Source organism: Curtobacterium sp. Leaf154 (genome assembly GCF_001424595.1).
In the GTDB taxonomy this organism is placed as follows: domain Bacteria; phylum Actinomycetota; class Actinomycetes; order Actinomycetales; family Microbacteriaceae; genus Curtobacterium; species Curtobacterium poinsettiae.
This window is the reverse complement of sequence record NZ_LMOS01000001.1, coordinates 262,101-281,096: the sequence shown is the minus strand read 5'-3', so window position 1 is coordinate 281,096 and position 18,996 is coordinate 262,101. Positions and strand designations below refer to the sequence as shown.

Sequence of the window (18,996 nt, the reverse complement as noted above, 5' to 3'; positions counted from 1 at the left end):
GCCCGCCAGACACACCACTATTTGTCGTAGACCGGTACGGAAGGAAGACCTCGGTCAGCTCGGGCACGATCAACGATGGACTGGATGACTGCCGTCTTGGCTGCGTTATACGAAGCTCCGCGCTGCTGAGCTCCCTCTGCGGCAGCAACTTTCGCCGCCTCGTAACGCCTCATGTCCTCGGGGTGGTTGAGGAGCCAATCCCGCAAGATGCGCTGGTTGTTGTGCTCCCATTCGTCTGCCGTGAAGAAGTGCGCGATACGAAGTCTTCGCCCGTCGCGCTCGAAGACCATCACGGGATGGGAACGCACGCTGCTTCCAAGTTCCCATCCGCCAGCTTCCAAGCGCTGGCGGTGGGCCTCGAAGTCCGCGCCGTCGCAGACCCGGACTGCAAGATCGATGATTGGCTTCGCGGCCAGACCAGGAACAGAGGTCGAGCCGATGTGCTCGACGAGCCAAACACTGTTCCCCAGCTTCTGGATCTCCTCAGCGGCAGCCTCGAATTGGTGTGGCCAGGACGGATCGTACGGAACGAGCACAGTTCGCACTCTAGATCCCGCTGCCGTCGAGCCGCTGCCCGGCCACCGATCGGTCTGCGGGACGATCAGCGACCGAACTTGCCGGTGGTTCGCTTGGACTCCCATCGATCGAGCTGGTGCAGCTCATTCCGAGAGTGCCCGACCGCGGCCATGGCCTCCTTGATGCGCGCGAGCGACAGGTCTGCGGCGGCCGCTTGTTCCAACAGCCGCGGCATCATCTCGTCGCTCTGGCCGTTGCGATCCCACCCGTTGTTGCCGATGAAGTGCAGCGTCTCGAGAAGGTCGCGCTGCTGGTTGGTGAAACCGATCCAAGAGAGATCAGCAGGAGGGGTCGTCATGACTCGATTCTGCTGGTCCACTCCGGTGTTCGATGACCGATCGTCCACCGGACACTCCGAGATCTGCGCCAGCCCCCCCCCGGAATCCGTCTGTGGGCAGCTTCGCTCCGTGTCGTCGGAATCGCTTCCTTCGGTGTCGGGACGTCACGGGTGCGCGAGACGGCTCGCGTGACGAGGGGTTCGGGTGCATACTGGTGGTGTCTTCGGACCCGGTAGTGGGGCTTGCCGGACCCAACCTCGACAGTTGTCGACAACAGTCCCTATCTCAGCTGGTCGCGTTTCTGCGCGCCTGAGGTAGGGAGTGTCATGACAGCACCAATAGGTACCGGACCGGTCGTCGTCGGTGTCCTACCCGGCCTCGCGCCGGCGGTGATCGAGGTTGCGTCGTCCATCGCGCGGCGCTTCGGTACGACGCTGGTGTGCGTCAGCGTGGATGCGTCGCTCATCGATGCCGGTACGCGCTCGGACGGGTCGGTGATGGCGGAACCGATCGACCCTGACACCGCTGACACGACACCGCAGGGCTTGTCTGACAGTGACGAGGCGGCAGTACGTGCTGCCGCAACGACCTACGGCGTCGACGTCACGTTCGTTGCCGGTGTCGGGGATCCGAGCCGGGCATTGTCGCAGGTGGCCGAAGACCGCGACGCGGCGATGCTGGTCGTCGGGGCCAGGACGGGAGCGGGTCGAATCGCGGAGTTCTTCACGGGGTCGGTCGCGGCACGACTGACCCATCGACAGCACCGTTCAGTGCTCGTGGTGCCCGTTGATCCGGTCGGGTTCGATGCCCCGCTGCCGTGGGACACCCCGTGACCGGCCAGCTTGTTCTGCTCCGCCACGGACAGAGCACTGCGAACGATGCCGGCACCTTCACCGGCTTGCGAGACGTCGCGATGACCGAACAGGGCACCGCTGAAGCGAATCGGGCTGGGTTGCTGCTCCTGCATGCGGGCATCCGACCGGACCTCGTGCTCACGTCGACGCTCGAGCGGGCGCTCCACACGGCGGAGCTCGTCACCGACGTCGTCGGACGTGATGCGCCGATCGAGTCGTCGTGGCGGTTGAACGAGCGGAACTACGGCGCACTCACCGGCATGTCCAAGCAGAGTACGCAAGCGGCGTTGGGGGCGGAGCAGTTCTTCGCTGTTCGCCGGACCCGCACGGGTCGGCCGCCACGCATGTCGATCCGCGCGTGGTTGGCGCTCCGGCGGACGCCGGCGCTTCGTGGACTGCCGTGGGCGGCAGTTCGTCGAACCGAGACACTGTCCGACGTCATCCTCCGGGTCCGACCCGTCCTGTCGGACCGAATCACCCCGGCACTCCGCGACGGGCAGACAGTGCTCGTCGTCGCGCACGGCAACTCATTGCGGGCACTGTGTGCCTGCATGGACGGCCTGACCGACGGTGAGCTCGCGGACCTGAACCTCCCCACGGGCGAACCCCTGGTCTACCGGTTCGACGGCGACGGTGGGTTCTGTCCGCGGGGTGGGGAGTACCTGCATCCGGCAGCACGAGCAGCAGCGGCAGCGGTCGCTGCGGAAGGTGGAACATGACCTCCAGAACGGACACGGACCTGCCCGATGGGCAGCTCCCGCCCGACCCGGACATCGACGCCGATGACCCGGAACGTATCGCCAGGCCAGTGCATCTGCGGTGGCGGTACCTCGGTGTCGTCGCACTCGGCGGCGCCATCGGTACCGCCGCACGTGACGGACTCAGCACCGCGTTCCCCGCTCAGCACGGGGTGTCCTGGGCGATCTTCTGGATCAACATCGCCGGCGCGCTCCTACTCGGTGTGCTGCTGGAACACCTCGCGCATCGCGGACCTGACGAAGGGCGCCGCCGGGCACTGCGCCTGCTTCTGGGAACCGGTGTCCTCGGCGGGTTCACCACCTACAGCACCCTCGCGACCAGCACCGCGGTGTTGTTCCTCGCCGGCCGCGGGTTGTCCGGCACCGGGTACGGGCTCCTGACGGTCCTGGCCGGCGCGATCGCCACCGGGAGCGGCCTCGCGATCGCGGGCTTGGTCCGACCGAACGGAGCCACATCATGAGCGCCCTGGCATTCCTCAGCGTCGCTGTCGCTGGCGGCGTCGGCGCGGCCGCACGGTTCTTCGTGGATGGTGCGATCAACCGGGGTCGGCAGTTCCGGCTCCCGGTCGGGACGCTGACGATCAACATCACCGGCTCGTTCCTGCTGGGCTTGATCACCGGCGCCGCCGGTCACCTCGGCGCTACCCCCGTCGCGCTGCTCGGAACCGGGCTCATGGGTGGCTACACCACGTTCAGCACCGCCAGCTTCGAGACCGTCCGCCTCGCACGCACCGGCCGCACCACCGCGGCTGCCGTGAACGGGCTCGGGATGCTCGTCGTCTCCGTCGCCGCAGCCGCCGGGGGCGTCACCCTCGGCACCCTCACTTGACCATCCGACTGGGAGAAGAACAGCTCATGCACTTCGACATCACGATCGAGATCCCCCGCGGCAGCGGCAACAAGTACGAGGTCGACCACGCCACCGGACGGATCCGCCTGGACCGGGCGGTGTTCACCAGCATGGTGTTCCCGCAGGACTACGGCTCGATCGACGACACGCTCGGCGATGACGGCGACCCCCTCGACGCACTCGTGCTGCTGCCCCGGCCCACGTTCCCCGGCGTCGTCGTCGACGTCCGCCCGGTCGGGATGCTCCGCATGGTCGACGAGAACGGCGGCGATGACAAGATCCTCACCGTCCCCGCCGGAGACGTCCGCTTCGACCACGTCCAGGACATCTCCGACGTCGCCGAGCCGGTCTTGGCGGAGATCGAGCACTTCTTCGCCCACTACAAGGAGATCGAGCACGGCAAGCACGTCACCACCAGCGGGTGGGCGAACCGTGTCGACGCCGAAGCCATCATCCGCTCCGCACAGGAACGGTTCACCCCGCACCCCTGACCGGCACCCGCGCACCATCCAGTGCGCGCCCTGAACCGCCGTGGGGAGGCAACTGGCGCCCAGTGATCGCCAGGAGGTCGTCCCTCCGCCTCCCCGCGGCCCACACCAGCACGACCAACCCGAAAGGCGACAACCGCCATGAACGACTACATCAGCAACGTCCACCACACCACCCACCATCAGGGCGAGTACGTGACCCACACCAGCCGCCCCGTCACCATCAGAAGCCTGCACGGCTCCCGGATCCTCGACTCCCGCGGCTGCCCGACGATCCAGGTGCGTCTCGAGCTCGAGGACGGCACCGTCGTCACCGGTGACGCCCCCGCAGGCGCATCGACCGGCGCGCATGAGGCTGTCGAGCTTCGCGACGGCGGCAGCAGCTACGGCGGCCGCGACGTGAGCCAGGCGCTGCACCTCATCGCGACGGACGTCGCACCGATGATCACCGGTCAGTCGTGGACCTCGATCGGGCAGGTCGACGCCGCCCTCGCTGCCCTCGACGGCACCCCGAACTACCGCCGGCTCGGTGCGAACAGTGTCGTCGCGACCTCGATCGCCCTGGCACGCGCTCTCGCCGCCGCAGCGGAGCTGCCGCTCTGGCGTTGGATCGCAGACGTCACCGGCAGCACGCCCCGCCTGCCCGTCCCGCACTTCAACGTGCTCAACGGCGGAGCGCACGCAGCGAACGCGCTCGACTTCCAGGAGTTCATGATCGCCCCGGTGAACGCCGACACCATGACCGACGCGGTTCGGATCGGGTCGGACGTGTACCACGCACTGGCGGCACTGGTCCGGGAACGGTTCGGCAGTCTCGGTCTCGGGGACGAAGGCGGCTTCGCCCCATCGATCGCCGCGCCCGAGGAGGCCCTCGACCTCCTCGTCGCCGCGATCAGTGCCGCTGGCTACGAGCCCGGCGTCGACACCGTCGCGATCGCACTCGACCCGGCGGCGAACGAGTTCGCGCTCGGCGACGGTAGCTACCGGGTCGTGGATCGCCGTCTCGACCGCGCAGGCATGGTCGACTACTACCGCGACCTCACCAGCCGGTATCCGATCCGGAGCATCGAAGACGGCTTCTCCGAAGATGACCACGGCGGCTGGAAGGCGATGTCGTCCGCGCTCGGCGGCATGCTCCAGATCGTCGGCGACGATCTCTACGTCACCGATCCACAGCGCATCCGCGACGGCGGGAAGGACGGGCTCTCGAACGCAGCGCTCATCAAGCCGAACCAGATCGGCACCGTCTCCCAGACCCTCGACGCGATCGGCGTCGCACGCTCGCTCGGGATGCGGAGCATGGTGTCGCACCGGTCCGGAGAGACCACCGACACGTTCATCGCGGACCTCGTCGTCGGCACCGGAACCGGGCAGATCAAGTCAGGCGCCCCCGCCCGCGGAGAACGCGTCGCGAAGTACAACCGGCTCACCGAGATCGCGGAGAACAATCCGGAGCTGCCCTACGGGCTGCGCTGACCCCGACCGGTCACCTCGTGGGCGACGCGCAGGAAAGCAGAAACAGCTGGCTGGGGCTCTCCCGACCAGATCGCCCGCAACGGCCGGGCAAGTGGCGCTCCAGAGAGCGGGACCCGCACCAGCGACCCGTCGTTGATGTCGGCGGCGACCGTGCGAAGGCTCATCACCGCCGGTGCAATCCCAGCCTGCGCGTTCGCCCGGATGATGCTCGTGGTCTCCAGCACCGCGGCCGGAACCGACATGTTCAAACCGGCCTCCCTGAGCCATGCGGCGAGGGTCGCGCGAGTCCCGGAACCTTCTTCCCGCAGGAGCAGAGCCGTCGCCGCCAGGACCTCCGCACTGATCCCGGTCGACCGAGCCCAGGGATGGCCCGGCGCAACGACGACCGCGAGCTCATCGTCCGCGATCACCAGCGCGGACACACCTGCTGCCGTCACCGGGGTTTCCGTGAACCCGAGGTTCGCGCCACCCGACTGCACGAGGTCCGTCACCGCGGCGGAGTTGCCCGCGATCAAACGCACCCGCACGTCGGGTTCACGGCGTCGGAATTCGAGCAGCCAGCCCGGCAGCAGCAGCTCCGCGATCGTCTGTGACGCTGCGACGACGAGCGAACCCGTGGGAGCCCGCAGCGCAGCCACTCCTGCCTCGAGGTGGCGAGACCCGTCGAGGACCGGTCCGGCCAGCCCGACGACGAGCCGGCCGGTCTCGGTCAGCACCGACCCCGTGGTCGAGCGGTGCACCAACAAGTGGCCGACCATGCGCTCGGCGACCCGGATCCGAGCAGACACTGCCTGTTGCGTGACGCCGAGCGCTCCAGCGGCAGCGGAGAAAGAGCCGGTCTCGGCGACGCATGCGAGCGCGTCGAGTGTGTCGAGGTCGAACGTTCGGTCCGTGAGTCGCCGTAGTGCCACAACCAACGATTGTGCCCCGCCAAGAGGTTCCCGGTACCGCCAGAGGCAGGATTCGCGCAGGCTTGGCCCATGACAACGCTCCGCACCGACCCTGCACCCGCGAACGGTAGCCAGCTGCCCCAACGGCCGCAGACGACGTTGTTCCGTGACCTGGAGCGGCAAGGCCTGATCGTGTCGAATCTCACACCGAACTGGTTCGCATCAATCATGGGCACTGGGATCGTCGCTGTCGCAGCTGCGTCACTCCCACTGCAGTTCCCCGGTCTGCGCATCGCGGCGACGGTCGTGTGGGCGATCGCCGCGGTGCTCCTCGTCGCCCTCACGATCGCGACGGTGCTGCACTGGATCCGCTACCGGAGCACCGCAGCCAGGCACCACCTCAACCCGGTCATCTCCCACTTCTACGGCGCACCACCGATGGCGTTCCTCACCGTCGGCGCCGGGACACTCCTGCTCGGCAAGGACTGGGTCGGCCTGCCCGCCGCCGTCACCATCGACTGGGTCCTGTGGACCATCGGCACCATCGGAGGGCTGCTCACGGCAGTCCTGGTGCCGTACCTGGCGTTCATCCGCCACGAGAACAAGCCCGACTCCGCGTTCGGCGGCTGGCTGATGCCCATCGTCCCGCCGATGGTGTCCGCCTCCACCGGCGCCCTGCTGCTGCCGTACGCTCCCGCCGGACAGGCGCGGGAGACGCTGCTGTGGTCCTGCTACGGCTTCTTCGGGCTCAGTCTCGTGACGTCGCTGGTCGTGATCACGCTGATCTGGAACCGGCTCGCGCACCACAAGGTCGGGGCCGCCGGCATGGTGCCGACCCTGTGGATCGTCCTCGGACCCGTCGGACAATCCATCACGGCGGTGAACCTCCTCGCATCGAACGCACCCACCGTCGTCGACGCATCCACCGCCCACGCGCTCCTCGTCGTGGCGCTGGTGTACGGGTTCGCGATGCTCGGCTTCGCGCTGCTGTGGACCGTCATCGCCCTCGCGGTCACCGTCCGGACCGCCCGCGAACACCTGCCGTTCAGCCTGACCTGGTGGTCGTTCACGTTCCCCGTCGGCACCTGCGTCACCGGACTCAACGGGCTCGCCCTGCACTCAGGCCTGACCGTCGTTGCCGTCCTCGCCGTCATCTACTACGCCGGCCTCGTCGCCGCATGGATCACCGTTGCCCTTCGCACCTTTCACGGATCCGTCATCCGTGGCACCCTGCTGGCACCGCCACAGCCGTCATGAGTACCCCCGAGGAACTCGCTGACGTTCGATCGCTGAACGGTCTTGCGGAGACGTGGCGGACCGCGCCCGACGGCAGCCGACGGTTCGTCCCGAGCTTCGACCCACGATCCGGCGGCAGATCCAGCCGCGTCCTGGTCCTGATGCAGTCGCCCGGCCCCCAGACCATCGCCGCAGCGCACGCAGCCATCTGCAGCGAGGACAACCCGGGCCCGACCGCGGCCGCGTTCCGAGCAGCCCGTATCGAGTCAGGGCTCGCACGCGGCGAGTACGTCCGCTGGAACCTCATCCCATGGGAACTGCCCGACCGCGTGCGACTCGCGGACGTCGACGAGGGGCGGCATGCCCTTGCCACACTGCTCGCGGCGCTGCCCGCTCTCACTGCGATCGTCACGTACGGGGCCGTCGCCCTCGACGGCGTCATGCGACACCTCACCCTGGACGAGCACCCCCGACTCCTCCCGGTCATCGCAGCACCACATCCGTCTCCCGCCAACGGCCGCCATCGCTCGGAACAACACTTCCGTTCCGTGCAAGCACTCCGGCTCGCCGCGCGAGCGCGACCCACGTAACAAACACCTCCGATTCCGCTGCACCGGAGCTTGAGCAGGTCGGAGCGTGGCTCAGACCGGCGTGTCTTGGAGCGAAACCCAGTTCCTGCATCCACGTGCCGCTACCGCGCCGGTCGGTCGAGTTTCGCTCCGTTCTCCTCACGGGTCACCTCCTCGGGTACGCGCGCGTGTCCACCACCGACCAGGACGCGTCGCTGCAGATCGATGTGCTCAACGCCGTCGGCTGCTGCCGCGTGTTCGTCGACACCATCTCCGGCTCGCTCCGACACCCGCCCGAGCTCGACAAGCTCCTCGACCAGCTCCGCGCCGGCGACACCCTCGTCGTCTGGCGGCTCGATCGGCAAGGTCGCTCCATCCGGCACCTCATCGACCACCTGCACGCCCTCGCTGAGCGCGGCAGCGGGCTCCGCTCGCTGCAGGAGACCATCGACACCACCTCGCCCGGCGGGCGGCTCGTGTTCCACGTCTTCGCCGCACTGGCGGAGTTCGAACGGGACCTCAGCAAGGAACGCACGAACGCCGGCCGTGCCGCCGCCCGAGCCCGCGGCCGGACCGGTGGCCGTCCGTCGCGGCTCTCCGTGGACCAGGTGCGCACCGCGCGCCGGCTCGACGAGCAGCAAGCGATGACCGTCGCGCAGATCGGCGACGTCCTCCGCGTCAGCCCCACCACCATCTACCGGGCTCTCGGCCGTCACACTGAACCAGTCACCGCGAGGCGGTCCAGGCCCGCACCCAACCTGTAGCCAGCGCTGGGACGCGCGCGACTGAGCCCGACACCGACCGCCGCGAAAACGACGACACAGAGCGAACCCGCTCACAGCCCGGAGGCCCCACCACGGCATGAGCCCTCAGCGCACCAGGCAGATCGTGCGGAAGTCGACGTCCGGTCCGGGCCGCGTGTACGACGAGGTGCTCTCGAGCCAGTCGGCTGTGGGTGAGATCTGGTCGGGGACCAGGTCCGCCTCGGAGCGGGCACCGATGCCCTCGGACTCCCAGTACGAGCGGACGCGGTCCACGTCGCGGTTCGCACCCTCGATCATCGTGTGGTCCTCGGGCAGGAGCTCCTTGCCGTCGGCGTCGGTGTACTCCCCCGGGGCGTACCAGTACGTCCACCGCACCCCCTGGTGGGCGTTCGACAGCTTGCACTCCTCGCTGTACGCACCACCGGCTCGCTCACCATCGCGGTAGGCGGACTTCCGGTCGCCGCCGAGGATCCGCACGGTGCGGTCCCCGATCCGTTCGAGTGTGGCCCCGGCGTCGCCGTCGGCGAAGTGCCGCTCGGCGGCGGTCGCCGGCTGCGCCCTCTGCCGGGCGTCGGCGGCCATGCTCCGCACCTGTGACGTCAGGACCAGACCGTTCCACGGCACGGCGATGACCAGCACGACGATCGCCGCGACCACGGCGGCCAGCGAGTGCCGCCGTTCGCGCCGGCGAGCCCGGACCTGCACGACGAGCACCACCGCCGGGATCCCCACGGCCAGCGCGGCCCCGATCACCAGCCGGGTCAGCACGCCCCCTGGGCCGAGCCGGTCGTCCATCGACCCGAAGTCACGCTCCAGGTACGCCCCGATCTGGACCACCCAACTCACGACGAGCAGCACCGGCAACACGAGCGCGATGGCGATCGCGTTGCCCCGTCCCGTCGTCGGGCCCGTCCCGTGGTCGCGCCAGTCCTGCTGTTCCGTGCTCATGTCCGCCCCGCCCCCGTGGTGTCGGGGCCATCCTGCCAGCAGAACGCACCACCGGCCCCGCGACCGTCGCCTCCGTTCCACCCCCGAAGCGGTGGTGCCGCAGCGGCACCGGTTGCTGCCAAGATGACCGACGTGACCACGACCACTCCCCACGCCGATCCCGACGCCGCTGCCGGCGACTTCGAAGGCGGATGGTTCCGCATCGACGACGACGTGGAGCACCTGGACTACCTGGTGTGGCGCCCCGCCACGGACACCGACGCCGCTGCTGCAGCCCCGGGCCCGGCCGCCGTCATCGTCGGCGGCGAACCGCGTGAGCACATCGGTTCGACGCTCCCGCTGGCGCAGCTGCCGGAACTCGACGCGGCGCGTCAGCGCACCGTGCGGAAGCTCTGGAGCAGTCTGATCAACCTCGTCGTGGGCGCGATCGTCATCACGGTGCTCGAGCTGTCCGGGCTGCCCTGGCGAACGGATCTCGGCAGACAGCTCCTGATCGGACTCGGGACGATCCTGCCGACCACGTCGCTCTGCACCGCGATCTGGTGGCGCATCACCCGTGACCCCTCGGGCGCAGTCGTGCGCAAGATGGGCGGACACCGGACCCGCCAGCAGTACGACCAGCAGCGCGCCGTCCTCGACCGCTGACCGCGCCGCGGCCCCTCACCGAACCCGCGCCGTCGCCGTCACCGCGGCCGCACCCGCAGCACCCGCACCACCCGCAGCAGACTCCGGCTCCGACGACGGCCGGACCCCGCGCCCGGGCCGCAGCACCGCGTCCACCCGCTCACGGTCGAGCGCACCCTGCCACCGCGCCACCACCAGCGTCGCGACGCAGTTGCCGAGCAGGTTCACGCTCACCCGCATCGCGTCCATGATCCGGTCGGCGCCGAGCAGCAGCGCGACGCCCGCGACCGGGAACAGCCCGAGACTCGTCGCCGTCGCGGACAGCGCCAGGAACGACGACCCCGGCACCCCGGCCATGCCCTTCGACGTCAGCAGCAGCACCCCGAGCGCGGCGACCTGCTGCTCGAGCGTCAACGGCACCCCGAACGCCTGCGTCAGGAACAGCAGCGAGATCGACAGGTAGATCGCTGCCCCGTCCAGGTTGAACGAGTACCCCGTCGGCACGACGAGCCCGGCGACGCTCCGTGAGACGCCGACCTCGGTGAGCCGGGTGATCATCCGCGGCAGCACGGCCTCGGTCGACGCGGTGCCGAGGGCCAGCCCGAACTCGGCCCGGGTGTGCCACACGAACCGCCAGATCGGCACCCCGGACAGCAGCCGCCCACCGACGAGCAACGCCACGATGAACACCGCGGCGGCGCCGTAGCAGGCGGCGATGAGGAGTCCGTACGACCCCAGGGTGTCGACGCCGTACTGCCCCACCACGTACGCCATCGCGCCGAACGCACCGAGCGGCGACAGGCGCATGACCCAGCCCAGGATCCGGTAGACGACCTCGAGGCACAGGTCGAGCCCCCGGACCAGCGGCCGCGCACGCTCGCTCCCGATCGCGGCGATGGCCGCGCCGACGAACACCGCGAAGACGAGCACCTGCAGGATGTCGTTCGTCGCGAACGCGTTCACGACGCTCGACGGGATGAGGTCGAGGATGAAGGTGCCGGCGTCCGGAGCCGTGCCGCCCGCGGTCTTCGCCGCCACGGCCGAGGCGTCGAGCGACGACGGGTCGATCCGCAGGCCGGCGCCGGGGCGCACGAGGTTGCCGACCAGCAGACCGAACACGAGCGCACACGACGACGCGAGCAGGAAGTAGACCATCGCCTTGCCGGCGATCCGTCCCACCGACCGCAGGTCGCCGACGTGCACGATGCCGGTCACCACGACGATGAAGACGAGCGGCGCGATCACCATCTCGATCAGGCGGATGAACCCCTGCCCGACGACGTTGAGCACCGGCGCCGCGGCCGGGAAGCAGACCCCGACCGCGATGCCGAGGGCGACGCCGATCGCGATCTGCACGAACAGCGACTGGTACCAGCGAGCGGGGGCACGATCCGTGGTGGTGACGTCCATGCACCCACCCCACCGTGCGCGTGTTTCGACGACGTTGCGAGCCTGTTCCCACCTGACGCGCCCCGCGCACGCCGAAACGGGCCGGAACAGGGCCCCGCGAACGCCGAAACAGGCCGGAACAAGGCCGCGCACGCCGAAGAACGGCCCCGCACGCCGAAACCGGGCCGTGGTCCGCCTCAGGTGCGCGTGACGACCGTCAGGGTGGGCCGGTGCCGGGCACCCGAGTGGTCCTCGGCCGTCAGCACGCTCCACGACCGGACGACACCGGCCGACGGACCGGCCGACGGACCGACCAGGGTGTGGTCGATCGGCATCGCCAGCCGCGTATCGAGCCACGTCGGCCACGTGCCGAGTGCCGCGGCGTGCACGGCCGACGCGGCGTCCCGGCACGACCCGAGGCGGCCGCCGTCGAAGCTGTCGACCGATCCGTTGACGTCCCCCGACACGATGACGTCCGCGCCGCGGCCGCACTGCTCACCGATCCACCGCAGGTCGGTCCGCCAGCCCGCCAGGCCGCCGGGCAGCACCGGCTGCGGGGCGTGCACCGCGACGATCGTCGGGATCGACGGTCCGGACACCGTCATCGTCTTCACCGGGTCGACACCGGGACGCATCGACGCTCCGGAGGCCAGGTCGGCGCGGACGAGCACCGCCACCTGCGCGCCCTGCCGGCGCATGAACAGCCGCACCGGCCGACCGTGCTCGCCCATCGAACGCGCCACCGCGGCGGCAGCGCGTCGGTCCCCCGCGTCGGGCAGCACGACGACGTCCGCCCGTGCGGACAGCGCCGCCCGGGCGACACCCTGCGGACCGACGAGTCCCCCGTTGGTGTTCCACTCGAACACCCGGAGCGAGTCACCCGCACCGCTGACGGCCCCGACGTCCCACCCCCGCGCGCCGAGGACGGCCGTGTTGGCCACGGCGACGACGAGCACGACCACACCGACCGACGCGGCAACGAGTCGCACGCGACGCACGGCGACGGCGACGAGCAGCAGCGAGAGGCCGACGGCGGCCAGCCCCACGGTCACGAGGGAACGTGCCGGCAGCACGGCGGCGAGCACCGGCGCTCGCCCGATCCCGAGCCACGGAGCGGTGACGAAGGCGACACCGACCAGCAGGGTCGCGACCACCACGGTGGTCCGGACAGCAGCCGCACGACGAGACACCCCTGGATCCTCGCGCACGGACCCCCTCGTCCGCCGGCGAACGGCGACGACGCGCTGAGGATCCTGCTGGGTCCCGGCACCGCAGCGGCGCGCTGCGCCAGCCCACGCCGTGGACCGCGTGACGACGGACGGGAGGCGCGACACCGGCCGGCACCGCGCCTCCCGTCCGCCACCGCGCACGTCGCGGGCCGCACGCGCGACCGCGGGCAGCTAGCTGCCGACCCCCTCGACCACGCCCCACACGAGCACGCCGACCGTCACCAGGGTGCCGAGCACCGAGACGATCGCCGCGACGACGCCGAGCCGTCGCCCGCGACCCGGCCGCACGATCGCGACCACGGCCAGGATCGACGCGATGAACTGGAACGGCCACCCGAGCACGAACACCGACGGCCAGCAGCTGCAGTACAGGCCGGTCAGGGCGAAGAACAGCGCGAGCAGAGCGATGCCGAGCCGGTTCGCACCGGCGTCGTCCGGCTCGCCGCCCACGCTGTCGGCGCCGCCGTCGAGCGGGCCGCCCGGGTACGGGTTGTCGGGCCGGAGCGCCTGCAGTGCCCGGATCCGCTCGGCGTCGAGCGCACCGTCGCGGGCACGGGCGGCATCGGCCAGCGCGAGGACGTCGTTGCCGTGCCCCGCGGCCTCGTGCTGGGCGACGGCCCACGCGAAGAGCGCGCGCTGTCGGGGGTCCGATCGGGTCGCCGCGTCGACCGCCCAGCCGAACGTGGTGAGGAAGAGCAGGCCGCCGAACGCGGTCAGGAGCCCGCGTCCCGGTGCGGACGCTCGAGGACTCTCACCCATTCCCAGTCCGTGCCGCGCCACGCGCGTGCTCGCCGCACCTACGCTCCGAGCGTCCGGTCATCCCCAGCGTCGAAAAGCGGCCCCGTGTCCTCGTACCTGCTCTGTTCACCACCCGTCTACGGCCACCTCGCGCCCCTCGTCGACGTCGGACGTGCCCTCGCGGTGCGCGGCCACGACATCACCGTGCTGACCGGCACCAAGTACCGCGAGCTCGTCGTCGGCGCGGGGCTCCGGTTCGCTGCGCTGCCGGCCGACGTCGACTTCGACGACGCCGACCTGCAGGAGCGGCTCGCCGACGCCAGTGCGGCACGCGGGATCGCGGTCGTCCGCGAGGGCATCATCGCCATGTTCGTCCGGGCGATCCCGTCGCAGTACCGGGAGCTGACGGCGCTGCTGGCAGCGGGGCGCTTCGACGCGGTGCTCGGCGAAGCGTCGTTCACCGGGCTCGCGCCGTACCTGGCCCTGCCGCCCGCGGAGCGTCTGCCCGTGCTCGGGATCGCGACCACCCCGGTGACGCTCACCAGCGTCGACGCGGCACCCTTCGGCACCGCGCTCCCCCCGGGTCGCGGGCCGGTGGCTCGCGCGCGCAACCGACTGCTCACGGCGGCGCTCCACCCCGTCCTCACCCGGCCGCTGCGTCGCGCGGTGGACGCCGTGCTCGCCGAGGTGGGGGCACCGCCGTCGACGATCGACACCTTCGACTTCGCGTACCGCGCGTTCGACACCCTGTTCCAGATGAGCGTCCGGGAGCTCGAGTACCCGCGCCGCGAGCTCCCGGACACGGTCCGGTTCGTCGGTCCGGTCGTGGCCCGTTCCGCGCCGACCTCCGCGGCCGACCTGCCCGCGTGGTGGGACGACCTGGACACCGACACCCCGGTGGTGCTCGTCACCCAGGGGACCATCGACACCGTCGACCTCGGCCGGCTCCTCGCGCCGACCCTGCGCGCCCTGGCGGACGAGGACGTCCTCGTCGTCGCGACCACGGGAGGCCGCCCGGTCGACCAGCTCGAGCGCGCACTCGGCACCGCCCTGCCCGCGAACGCCCGGGTGGCGACCTTCCTGCCCTACGACCAGCTGCTGCCGCGGTGCAGCGTCGTCGTGACGAACGGTGGGTTCGGCGGGGTGCAGCGCACCCTCGCGCACGGCGTCCCGCTCGTGGTGGCCGGGTCGACCGAGGACAAGCCGGAGGTCGCCGCCCGGGTGGCCTGGGCCGGGTGCGGGCGGAATCTGCGTTCCGGGACACCACGGCCTCGGGCGATCCGTCGGGCCGTCCTCGAGGTCCTCAGCACGTCGACCCACCGCGCCCGCAGCCGGCAGGTGGCGGCGTCGATCGCGGCCCTGCCGGACCCCGTCGACGTCATCGAGACCGGGCTGGCGGCGGCCGTCGCCGCGGCCACCGCGGGCGGCACCCAGCGACGCTGACCCCGCCTGCCGGCCCACGTCGTGGGGCTGCACGGAGACGGACAGGAGGCGCGGTGCCGGCTGGCACCGCGCCTCCTGTCCGTCTCATCCCGCGTCGTCGGACCCGGCGCCGACCCGCGGTGCCGCTGCGGACGCCGTCCGGATCCGGAGCGGCACCGTCCCGGCGACGTACCGGTCGTCGCCGGCCTCGAGCGGTCGGCCGTCCTCGGCGGTGCTCGACCGGCGGACCTGCAGGAGCGCCGCCCCGGGCCGCACCCCGAGGAGCGCGGCGTCGGCGTCGTCCGCCAGCAGCGCGTCCACGGTGGTGACGGCGGAGCCGACCCGGATGCCGAACCGGTCCTGCAGGGTCGCGGACACCGACGTCTGCCCGCCTGGGATCGTCCGGATGACCGCGGCGACCCACGGCGCGTAGGCGGTGCGCTCGAGCATGACGTCGACGCCGTCCAGGGAGCGCACCCGCGCGACGTGCAGGACGGGCTCGTCGGGCGCGGCGTGGAACAACCGCCGCTCGCTCATCGTGGCGGGGCGCTCCTCGACCGCCACCACCCGACCACCCGGCTCGTGTCCCCTGGCCCGAGCCAGCTGACCGAACGACTCGAGCGCGCCGGCGTCGTGGCCGAGCGTCGCGGTCCGGACACGCCAACGGGACCCCGGACGCGCCGTCAGCACCTGCCGGTCGCGGAGCAGACCGAGGGCATTCCGCACGGTGCCGCGCGCCACCCCGTAGTCGGCGGCCAGGTCGTGCTCGCCCGGCAGGAGCCCGGTGGCGTCGAACTCACCGCGGAGCACCCGGTCGGCGAGGTCCTCGGCGAGGTCCCGGAACAGTGGTCGCACCCCGTGATCCTCCCCCGCCCCAGCTCCACCTGTCCAGGTGCGTCGGAGTTCTGGTGGCAGCCACCCTGAGATGACAGGGTCCTGCCACGGCGCACCTGGACAGGTCGATCCCGATTCCACCGGACGCGTTCACCCCGCTGCCACGACCGGGCCAGGCACGGTTCAGCGCACCTCGTTGTCATGCTGACGGGTGCTCTTCCCCCGCAGCGCCCGCACTCCCCACCGATCTGGAAGGCCCGCGATGAGCACGAGGAAGCCCGAACACGGCGCACCCGACGTCAGCCTCGACGCCGCACCACCGCTGACCCCGGACGCCGCGTACACCGCAGCGGTCCGCCCCGGTCTGAGCCGCCGCACGGTCCTGGTCGGCGGCGCGGCCGCGATCATGGCCGGCGTCGCCGCAGGCTCCGCGTTCGGACCGGGCGCGGCCGACCGTGCCAGCGCCGCGACCGCCCGTGCCGTCCCCACCGGCACGATCGCCGACGTCAAGCACGTCGTCGTGCTCATGCAGGAGAACCGGTCCTTCGACCACTACTACGGCACGATGCCCGGGGTCCGAGGGTTCTCCGACAAGCAGGCGCTCGAGCTGCCGACCGGACACGACGTCTTCCACCAGCCGGCAGCGGCCCGCACCGACGGCGGCGCCATGCTGCCGTTCCGGCTCGACACCACGCGGTTCAACGCGCAGAACGCCGACGGCCTCGACCACTCCTGGGGTGGCGGGCACACCGCGTGGAACGGCGGGGCCTGGAACCGGTGGGTCGACGCGAAGAGCGCCCAGACGATGGGCTACTTCACGAGCGAGGACATCCCCTACCAGCGCGCACTCGCCGGCGCCTTCACGGTCTGCGACGACTACCACTGCTCGCTCAACGGGCCGACGACGCCGAACCGCCTGTACCAGTGGTCCGGCACGATCGACCCCCGCGGCACCCAGGGCGGACCGGCGACCGACAACCCGGCGGACTACGAACCGGTGTTCGCCTGGACCACCTACGCCGAACGCCTGCAGGCGGCCGGGGTCACCTGGAAGACCTACGCCAACGACGAGGTCGGCGACAGCTCCGCCGACCCCTACGTCGGCGACTACGGCGACAACCCGCTCTGGCTGTTCGAGCAGTACCACCGCGCCCTCGCATCCTCGGACCCCGCCCAGCAGGAGCTCGCCGCGCGTGCCGGGCTGCACGACGGGTGGAAGCCGAACTCCGGCAAGGGGCTCGACGTCACCCACCTGCTCAGCCAGTTCGGGCAGGACTGCGCGACCAACAGCCTGCCCACCGTGTCGTACGTCGTCGCCCCCTACGGCTGGAGCGAGCACCCCGCGGCCAGCCCGGACTACGGCGCCCACTACACGAACGCCGTGGTGCAGGCACTCTTCAGCAACCCGGACACCTGGGCCTCGACCGTCCTGCTCGTCAACTACGACGAGAACGACGGGTACTTCGACCACGTCGTCCCCCCGTTCGCCGAACCGGGCACCCCGGACGAGTACGTCGACGGCCTGCCCATCGGCATGGGTGCCCGCGTGCCGATGACCGTGGTGTCCCCCTGGAGCCGTGGCGGGTGGGTCAACTCGCAGGTGGCGGACCACACCTCCGTGATCCAGTTCCTCGAACACGTCACGGGGGTCCGCGAGCCGAACATCTCCGACTGGCGACGGACCGTCTCCGGCGACCTGACCAGCTGCTTCGACTTCAGTGCCCCCGACCCGAGCATCCCGGGCGCCGACGTCGTCCCCGGCATCGAGCAGACCCGCGCGCTGGTCGCTGCCGCCGACGCCGACCAGGCCAAGCCGCCCATCGAGGAACCCGCGATCGGCGCGCAGACGGTGCCCGTCCAGGAGCCCGGCACAGTCCGCCGTCGGCCCCTGCCCTACCGACAGCACGCGGACGCGACCGTCGACCACCGCACCGGTCGGGTCACCGTGGCGCTCGCGAACGACGGCCGCCAGGGCGTCAACTTCCTGGTGTACCCGAACACCGCGATGCCGTTCGCCGCCCACCCGAAGACCGTCCCCGTGGGAGCGAGCGCCGACTGGGTGTGGGACACCACGACGACCGGCGGCGCGTACGACGTCAGCGTCTACGGACCCGACCGGTTCCTCCGGCGCTTCGCCGGGACCGTCACGGTCGGCGGCCGGGCGACCGGTGGTGTACCGCACGTCTCCGTCGTCCGGGACACCCGCGGCCGGCGAACCCTGCAGCTCCTGCTCGAGAACACCGGCACGGGCGAACTCCGCTTCGAACTCGTGGCCAACGACTTCGTCGAGCACCGCGAGACCGCGCACATCCGTGGGTCCGGGCACAAGACGATGCACTGGCCGCTCGACGAGTGGGGCTACTACGACGTGGTCGTCACCGCGGACGGTGTGCCCGGGTTCCGGTACCGGTTCGCCGGGCGCGCGGAGCGCTGACGCGAGCCGACCCGTGGGGGTCGGCAGGGGCGGTCAGGCCGCGTCGACGACGAGACGGGAGGCCCGGTGCCAGCTGGCACCGGGCCTCCCGTCTCGTCTCGTGACCGTCTCACGTCCATCCCGCGTGCCGTCTCGCTTGCTGTCTCACGCGTCGGCGGCGGTCCCGGCGGGTGCGACCGGAGCGACCGGTGTCGCGGCTTCGGCGTCGGCTTGCGCCGCCTGCCGGGCGAGCACCCGGTCCAGGAAGCGTTCGACGAACGGCAACCCGATGACGACCGCACCGACGACGGCCGCGACGGGGACGATCACCGTCCAGCCGCGCAGGGTCGAGTAGATGGTGGCACCGAGGAAGGCCCACACCACGATCGTGAGCGGCCGGAGCGGGCCGACCGCCGCGTGCAGGTCCATCGCTTCGACGAGGGCAGGCAGGGCACGCCGTCCACGCAGCGTCAGCACGACCCCGATCACCAGGAGAGCAAGACTCCGGACGACACCGACCCACGCAACGTCACTGCCCGGATCCGCCAGCACGCGCTGGACGAACACCACCGACCCCAGGAGCCCGGCGGCGAACACGAAGACGATCACGAGGACGGTCAGCAGACGGAGGGAGCGGCGCACGAGGACTCAGCATAGGGA

At 71.0% G+C, this 18,996-nt stretch carries 21 protein-coding genes; 12 read left to right on the top strand and 9 right to left on the bottom strand.

Features of this window, described 5'->3' with window-relative positions:
• Nucleotides 1-17: 17 nt before the first annotated feature.
• Together ASF75_RS17220 and ASF75_RS01310 are read right to left on the bottom strand one after the other, a co-directional pair.
• Nucleotides 18-536 (bottom strand): GrpB family protein, encoded by a 519-nt coding sequence (locus ASF75_RS17220; RefSeq protein ID WP_161598062.1) that lies wholly within the window; start codon nucleotides 534-536, stop codon nucleotides 18-20.
• A 65-nt stretch (nucleotides 537-601) separates the two neighbouring features.
• On the bottom strand, nucleotides 602-874 hold the full coding sequence (locus ASF75_RS01310; RefSeq protein WP_139179685.1) for a hypothetical protein: 273 nt from the start codon (nucleotides 872-874) through the stop codon (nucleotides 602-604).
• A gap of 306 nt (nucleotides 875-1,180) precedes the next feature.
• Between ASF75_RS01310 and ASF75_RS01305 the strand changes: the two genes are divergently transcribed.
• From ASF75_RS01305 to eno, 6 genes are all read left to right on the top strand, one after another.
• Nucleotides 1,181-1,687 carry a universal stress protein gene (locus ASF75_RS01305; protein WP_031259090.1) on the top strand — a complete coding sequence of 169 codons (507 nt, stop codon included), beginning with the start codon at nucleotides 1,181-1,183 and terminating at the stop codon, nucleotides 1,685-1,687.
• Nucleotides 1,672-2,427, top strand: coding sequence for a 2,3-bisphosphoglycerate-dependent phosphoglycerate mutase (locus ASF75_RS01300; protein ID WP_200942659.1), 756 nt, complete (start codon nucleotides 1,672-1,674; stop codon nucleotides 2,425-2,427). The genes ASF75_RS01305 and ASF75_RS01300 overlap by 16 nt, the downstream gene beginning before the upstream one ends.
• Nucleotides 2,424-2,927, top strand: coding sequence for a FluC/FEX family fluoride channel (locus ASF75_RS01295; RefSeq protein WP_175470743.1), 504 nt, complete (start codon nucleotides 2,424-2,426; stop codon nucleotides 2,925-2,927). The genes ASF75_RS01300 and ASF75_RS01295 overlap by 4 nt, the downstream gene beginning before the upstream one ends.
• Nucleotides 2,924-3,295, top strand: a complete 372-nt coding sequence (locus ASF75_RS01290) for a fluoride efflux transporter FluC (RefSeq protein WP_017885694.1) — start codon at nucleotides 2,924-2,926, stop codon at nucleotides 3,293-3,295. Before ASF75_RS01295 ends, ASF75_RS01290 begins: the two co-directional genes overlap by 4 nt.
• Before the next feature lie 26 nt (nucleotides 3,296-3,321).
• Nucleotides 3,322-3,807, top strand: a complete 486-nt coding sequence (locus ASF75_RS01285; protein ID WP_017885695.1) for an inorganic diphosphatase — start codon at nucleotides 3,322-3,324, stop codon at nucleotides 3,805-3,807.
• Nucleotides 3,808-3,945: 138 nt separating this feature from the next.
• Nucleotides 3,946-5,280, top strand: coding sequence for a phosphopyruvate hydratase (gene eno, locus ASF75_RS01280; protein ID WP_017885696.1), 1,335 nt, complete (start codon nucleotides 3,946-3,948; stop codon nucleotides 5,278-5,280).
• Here the strand turns inward: eno and ASF75_RS01275 are convergent.
• On the bottom strand, nucleotides 5,265-6,191 hold the full coding sequence (locus ASF75_RS01275; protein ID WP_056068372.1) for a LysR substrate-binding domain-containing protein: 927 nt from the start codon (nucleotides 6,189-6,191) through the stop codon (nucleotides 5,265-5,267). The two genes, eno and ASF75_RS01275, sit on opposite strands and share 16 nt — an antisense overlap.
• Before the next feature lie 207 nt (nucleotides 6,192-6,398).
• Here ASF75_RS01275 and ASF75_RS01270 point away from each other — a divergent pair, with 207 nt between their 5' ends.
• From ASF75_RS01270 to ASF75_RS01260, 3 genes are all read left to right on the top strand, one after another.
• Nucleotides 6,399-7,427 carry a TDT family transporter gene (locus tag ASF75_RS01270; protein WP_017885698.1) on the top strand — a complete coding sequence of 343 codons (1,029 nt, stop codon included), beginning with the start codon at nucleotides 6,399-6,401 and terminating at the stop codon, nucleotides 7,425-7,427.
• On the top strand, nucleotides 7,424-7,996 hold the full coding sequence (locus ASF75_RS01265) for a uracil-DNA glycosylase (protein WP_042538953.1): 573 nt from the start codon (nucleotides 7,424-7,426) through the stop codon (nucleotides 7,994-7,996). Before ASF75_RS01270 ends, ASF75_RS01265 begins: the two co-directional genes overlap by 4 nt.
• A 95-nt stretch (nucleotides 7,997-8,091) precedes the next feature.
• Nucleotides 8,092-8,739, top strand: coding sequence for a recombinase family protein (locus ASF75_RS01260; RefSeq protein ID WP_056068369.1), 648 nt, complete (start codon nucleotides 8,092-8,094; stop codon nucleotides 8,737-8,739).
• A gap of 105 nt (nucleotides 8,740-8,844) precedes the next feature.
• Here ASF75_RS01260 and ASF75_RS01255 read toward each other — a convergent pair whose 3' ends face one another.
• Nucleotides 8,845-9,687 carry a hypothetical protein gene (locus ASF75_RS01255; protein WP_017885701.1) on the bottom strand — a complete coding sequence of 281 codons (843 nt, stop codon included), beginning with the start codon at nucleotides 9,685-9,687 and terminating at the stop codon, nucleotides 8,845-8,847.
• Between the two features lie 132 nt (nucleotides 9,688-9,819).
• Between ASF75_RS01255 and ASF75_RS01250 the strand changes: the two genes are divergently transcribed.
• The gene (locus tag ASF75_RS01250; protein ID WP_139179712.1) at nucleotides 9,820-10,332 is read left to right on the top strand and encodes a hypothetical protein; all 513 of its coding nucleotides are present in this window, start codon (nucleotides 9,820-9,822) and stop codon (nucleotides 10,330-10,332) included.
• A gap of 15 nt (nucleotides 10,333-10,347) precedes the next feature.
• Here the strand turns inward: ASF75_RS01250 and ASF75_RS01245 are convergent, their stop codons facing one another.
• From ASF75_RS01245 to ASF75_RS01235, 3 genes are all read right to left on the bottom strand, one after another.
• Nucleotides 10,348-11,721, bottom strand: a complete 1,374-nt coding sequence (locus tag ASF75_RS01245) for a C4-dicarboxylate transporter DctA (RefSeq protein ID WP_017885703.1) — start codon at nucleotides 11,719-11,721, stop codon at nucleotides 10,348-10,350.
• Nucleotides 11,722-11,897: 176 nt separating this feature from the next.
• Nucleotides 11,898-12,890, bottom strand: coding sequence for an endonuclease/exonuclease/phosphatase family protein (locus tag ASF75_RS01240; RefSeq protein ID WP_156155326.1), 993 nt, complete (start codon nucleotides 12,888-12,890; stop codon nucleotides 11,898-11,900).
• Nucleotides 12,891-13,100: 210 nt separating this feature from the next.
• Nucleotides 13,101-13,688 (bottom strand): hypothetical protein, encoded by a 588-nt coding sequence (locus tag ASF75_RS01235; protein ID WP_056068366.1) that lies wholly within the window; start codon nucleotides 13,686-13,688, stop codon nucleotides 13,101-13,103.
• An 84-nt stretch (nucleotides 13,689-13,772) separates the two neighbouring features.
• Here ASF75_RS01235 and ASF75_RS01230 point away from each other — a divergent pair, with 84 nt between their 5' ends.
• Complete coding sequence (locus tag ASF75_RS01230; protein WP_042538965.1) at nucleotides 13,773-15,110, top strand: nucleotide disphospho-sugar-binding domain-containing protein; 1,338 nt, start codon at nucleotides 13,773-13,775, stop codon at nucleotides 15,108-15,110.
• A gap of 84 nt (nucleotides 15,111-15,194) precedes the next feature.
• Here ASF75_RS01230 and ASF75_RS01225 read toward each other — a convergent pair whose 3' ends face one another.
• Nucleotides 15,195-15,944, bottom strand: a complete 750-nt coding sequence (locus ASF75_RS01225; RefSeq protein WP_042538966.1) for a GntR family transcriptional regulator — start codon at nucleotides 15,942-15,944, stop codon at nucleotides 15,195-15,197.
• A 241-nt stretch (nucleotides 15,945-16,185) separates the two neighbouring features.
• Here ASF75_RS01225 and ASF75_RS01220 point away from each other — a divergent pair, with 241 nt between their 5' ends.
• Nucleotides 16,186-18,357, top strand: coding sequence for a phosphocholine-specific phospholipase C (locus ASF75_RS01220; protein ID WP_056068364.1), 2,172 nt, complete (start codon nucleotides 16,186-16,188; stop codon nucleotides 18,355-18,357).
• A 144-nt stretch (nucleotides 18,358-18,501) separates the two neighbouring features.
• Here the strand turns inward: ASF75_RS01220 and ASF75_RS01215 are convergent, their stop codons facing one another.
• Complete coding sequence (locus ASF75_RS01215) at nucleotides 18,502-18,978, bottom strand: hypothetical protein (RefSeq protein ID WP_056068362.1); 477 nt, start codon at nucleotides 18,976-18,978, stop codon at nucleotides 18,502-18,504.
• Nucleotides 18,979-18,996: the final 18 nt, after the last annotated feature.

Excerpts from the sequence above, each read along its gene's own strand:
- ASF75_RS01305 (WP_031259090.1), top strand. The coding sequence starts at position 1,181 with ATGACAGCACCAATAGGTACCGGACCGGTCGTCGTCGGTGTCCTACCC.
- ASF75_RS01235 (WP_056068366.1), bottom strand. The coding sequence starts at position 13,688 with ATGGGTGAGAGTCCTCGAGCGTCCGCACCGGGACGCGGGCTCCTGACC.
- ASF75_RS01245 (WP_017885703.1), bottom strand. The coding sequence starts at position 11,721 with ATGGACGTCACCACCACGGATCGTGCCCCCGCTCGCTGGTACCAGTCG.
- ASF75_RS01270 (WP_017885698.1), top strand. The coding sequence starts at position 6,399 with ATGGGCACTGGGATCGTCGCTGTCGCAGCTGCGTCACTCCCACTGCAG.
- ASF75_RS01310 (WP_139179685.1), bottom strand. The coding sequence starts at position 874 with ATGACGACCCCTCCTGCTGATCTCTCTTGGATCGGTTTCACCAACCAG.
- ASF75_RS01285 (WP_017885695.1), top strand. The coding sequence starts at position 3,322 with ATGCACTTCGACATCACGATCGAGATCCCCCGCGGCAGCGGCAACAAG.
- ASF75_RS01255 (WP_017885701.1), bottom strand. The coding sequence starts at position 9,687 with ATGAGCACGGAACAGCAGGACTGGCGCGACCACGGGACGGGCCCGACG.
- eno (WP_017885696.1), top strand. The coding sequence starts at position 3,946 with ATGAACGACTACATCAGCAACGTCCACCACACCACCCACCATCAGGGC.
- ASF75_RS01295 (WP_175470743.1), top strand. The coding sequence starts at position 2,424 with ATGACCTCCAGAACGGACACGGACCTGCCCGATGGGCAGCTCCCGCCC.
- ASF75_RS01265 (WP_042538953.1), top strand. The coding sequence starts at position 7,424 with ATGAGTACCCCCGAGGAACTCGCTGACGTTCGATCGCTGAACGGTCTT.
- ASF75_RS01220 (WP_056068364.1), top strand. The coding sequence starts at position 16,186 with ATGAGCACGAGGAAGCCCGAACACGGCGCACCCGACGTCAGCCTCGAC.
- ASF75_RS01290 (WP_017885694.1), top strand. The coding sequence starts at position 2,924 with ATGAGCGCCCTGGCATTCCTCAGCGTCGCTGTCGCTGGCGGCGTCGGC.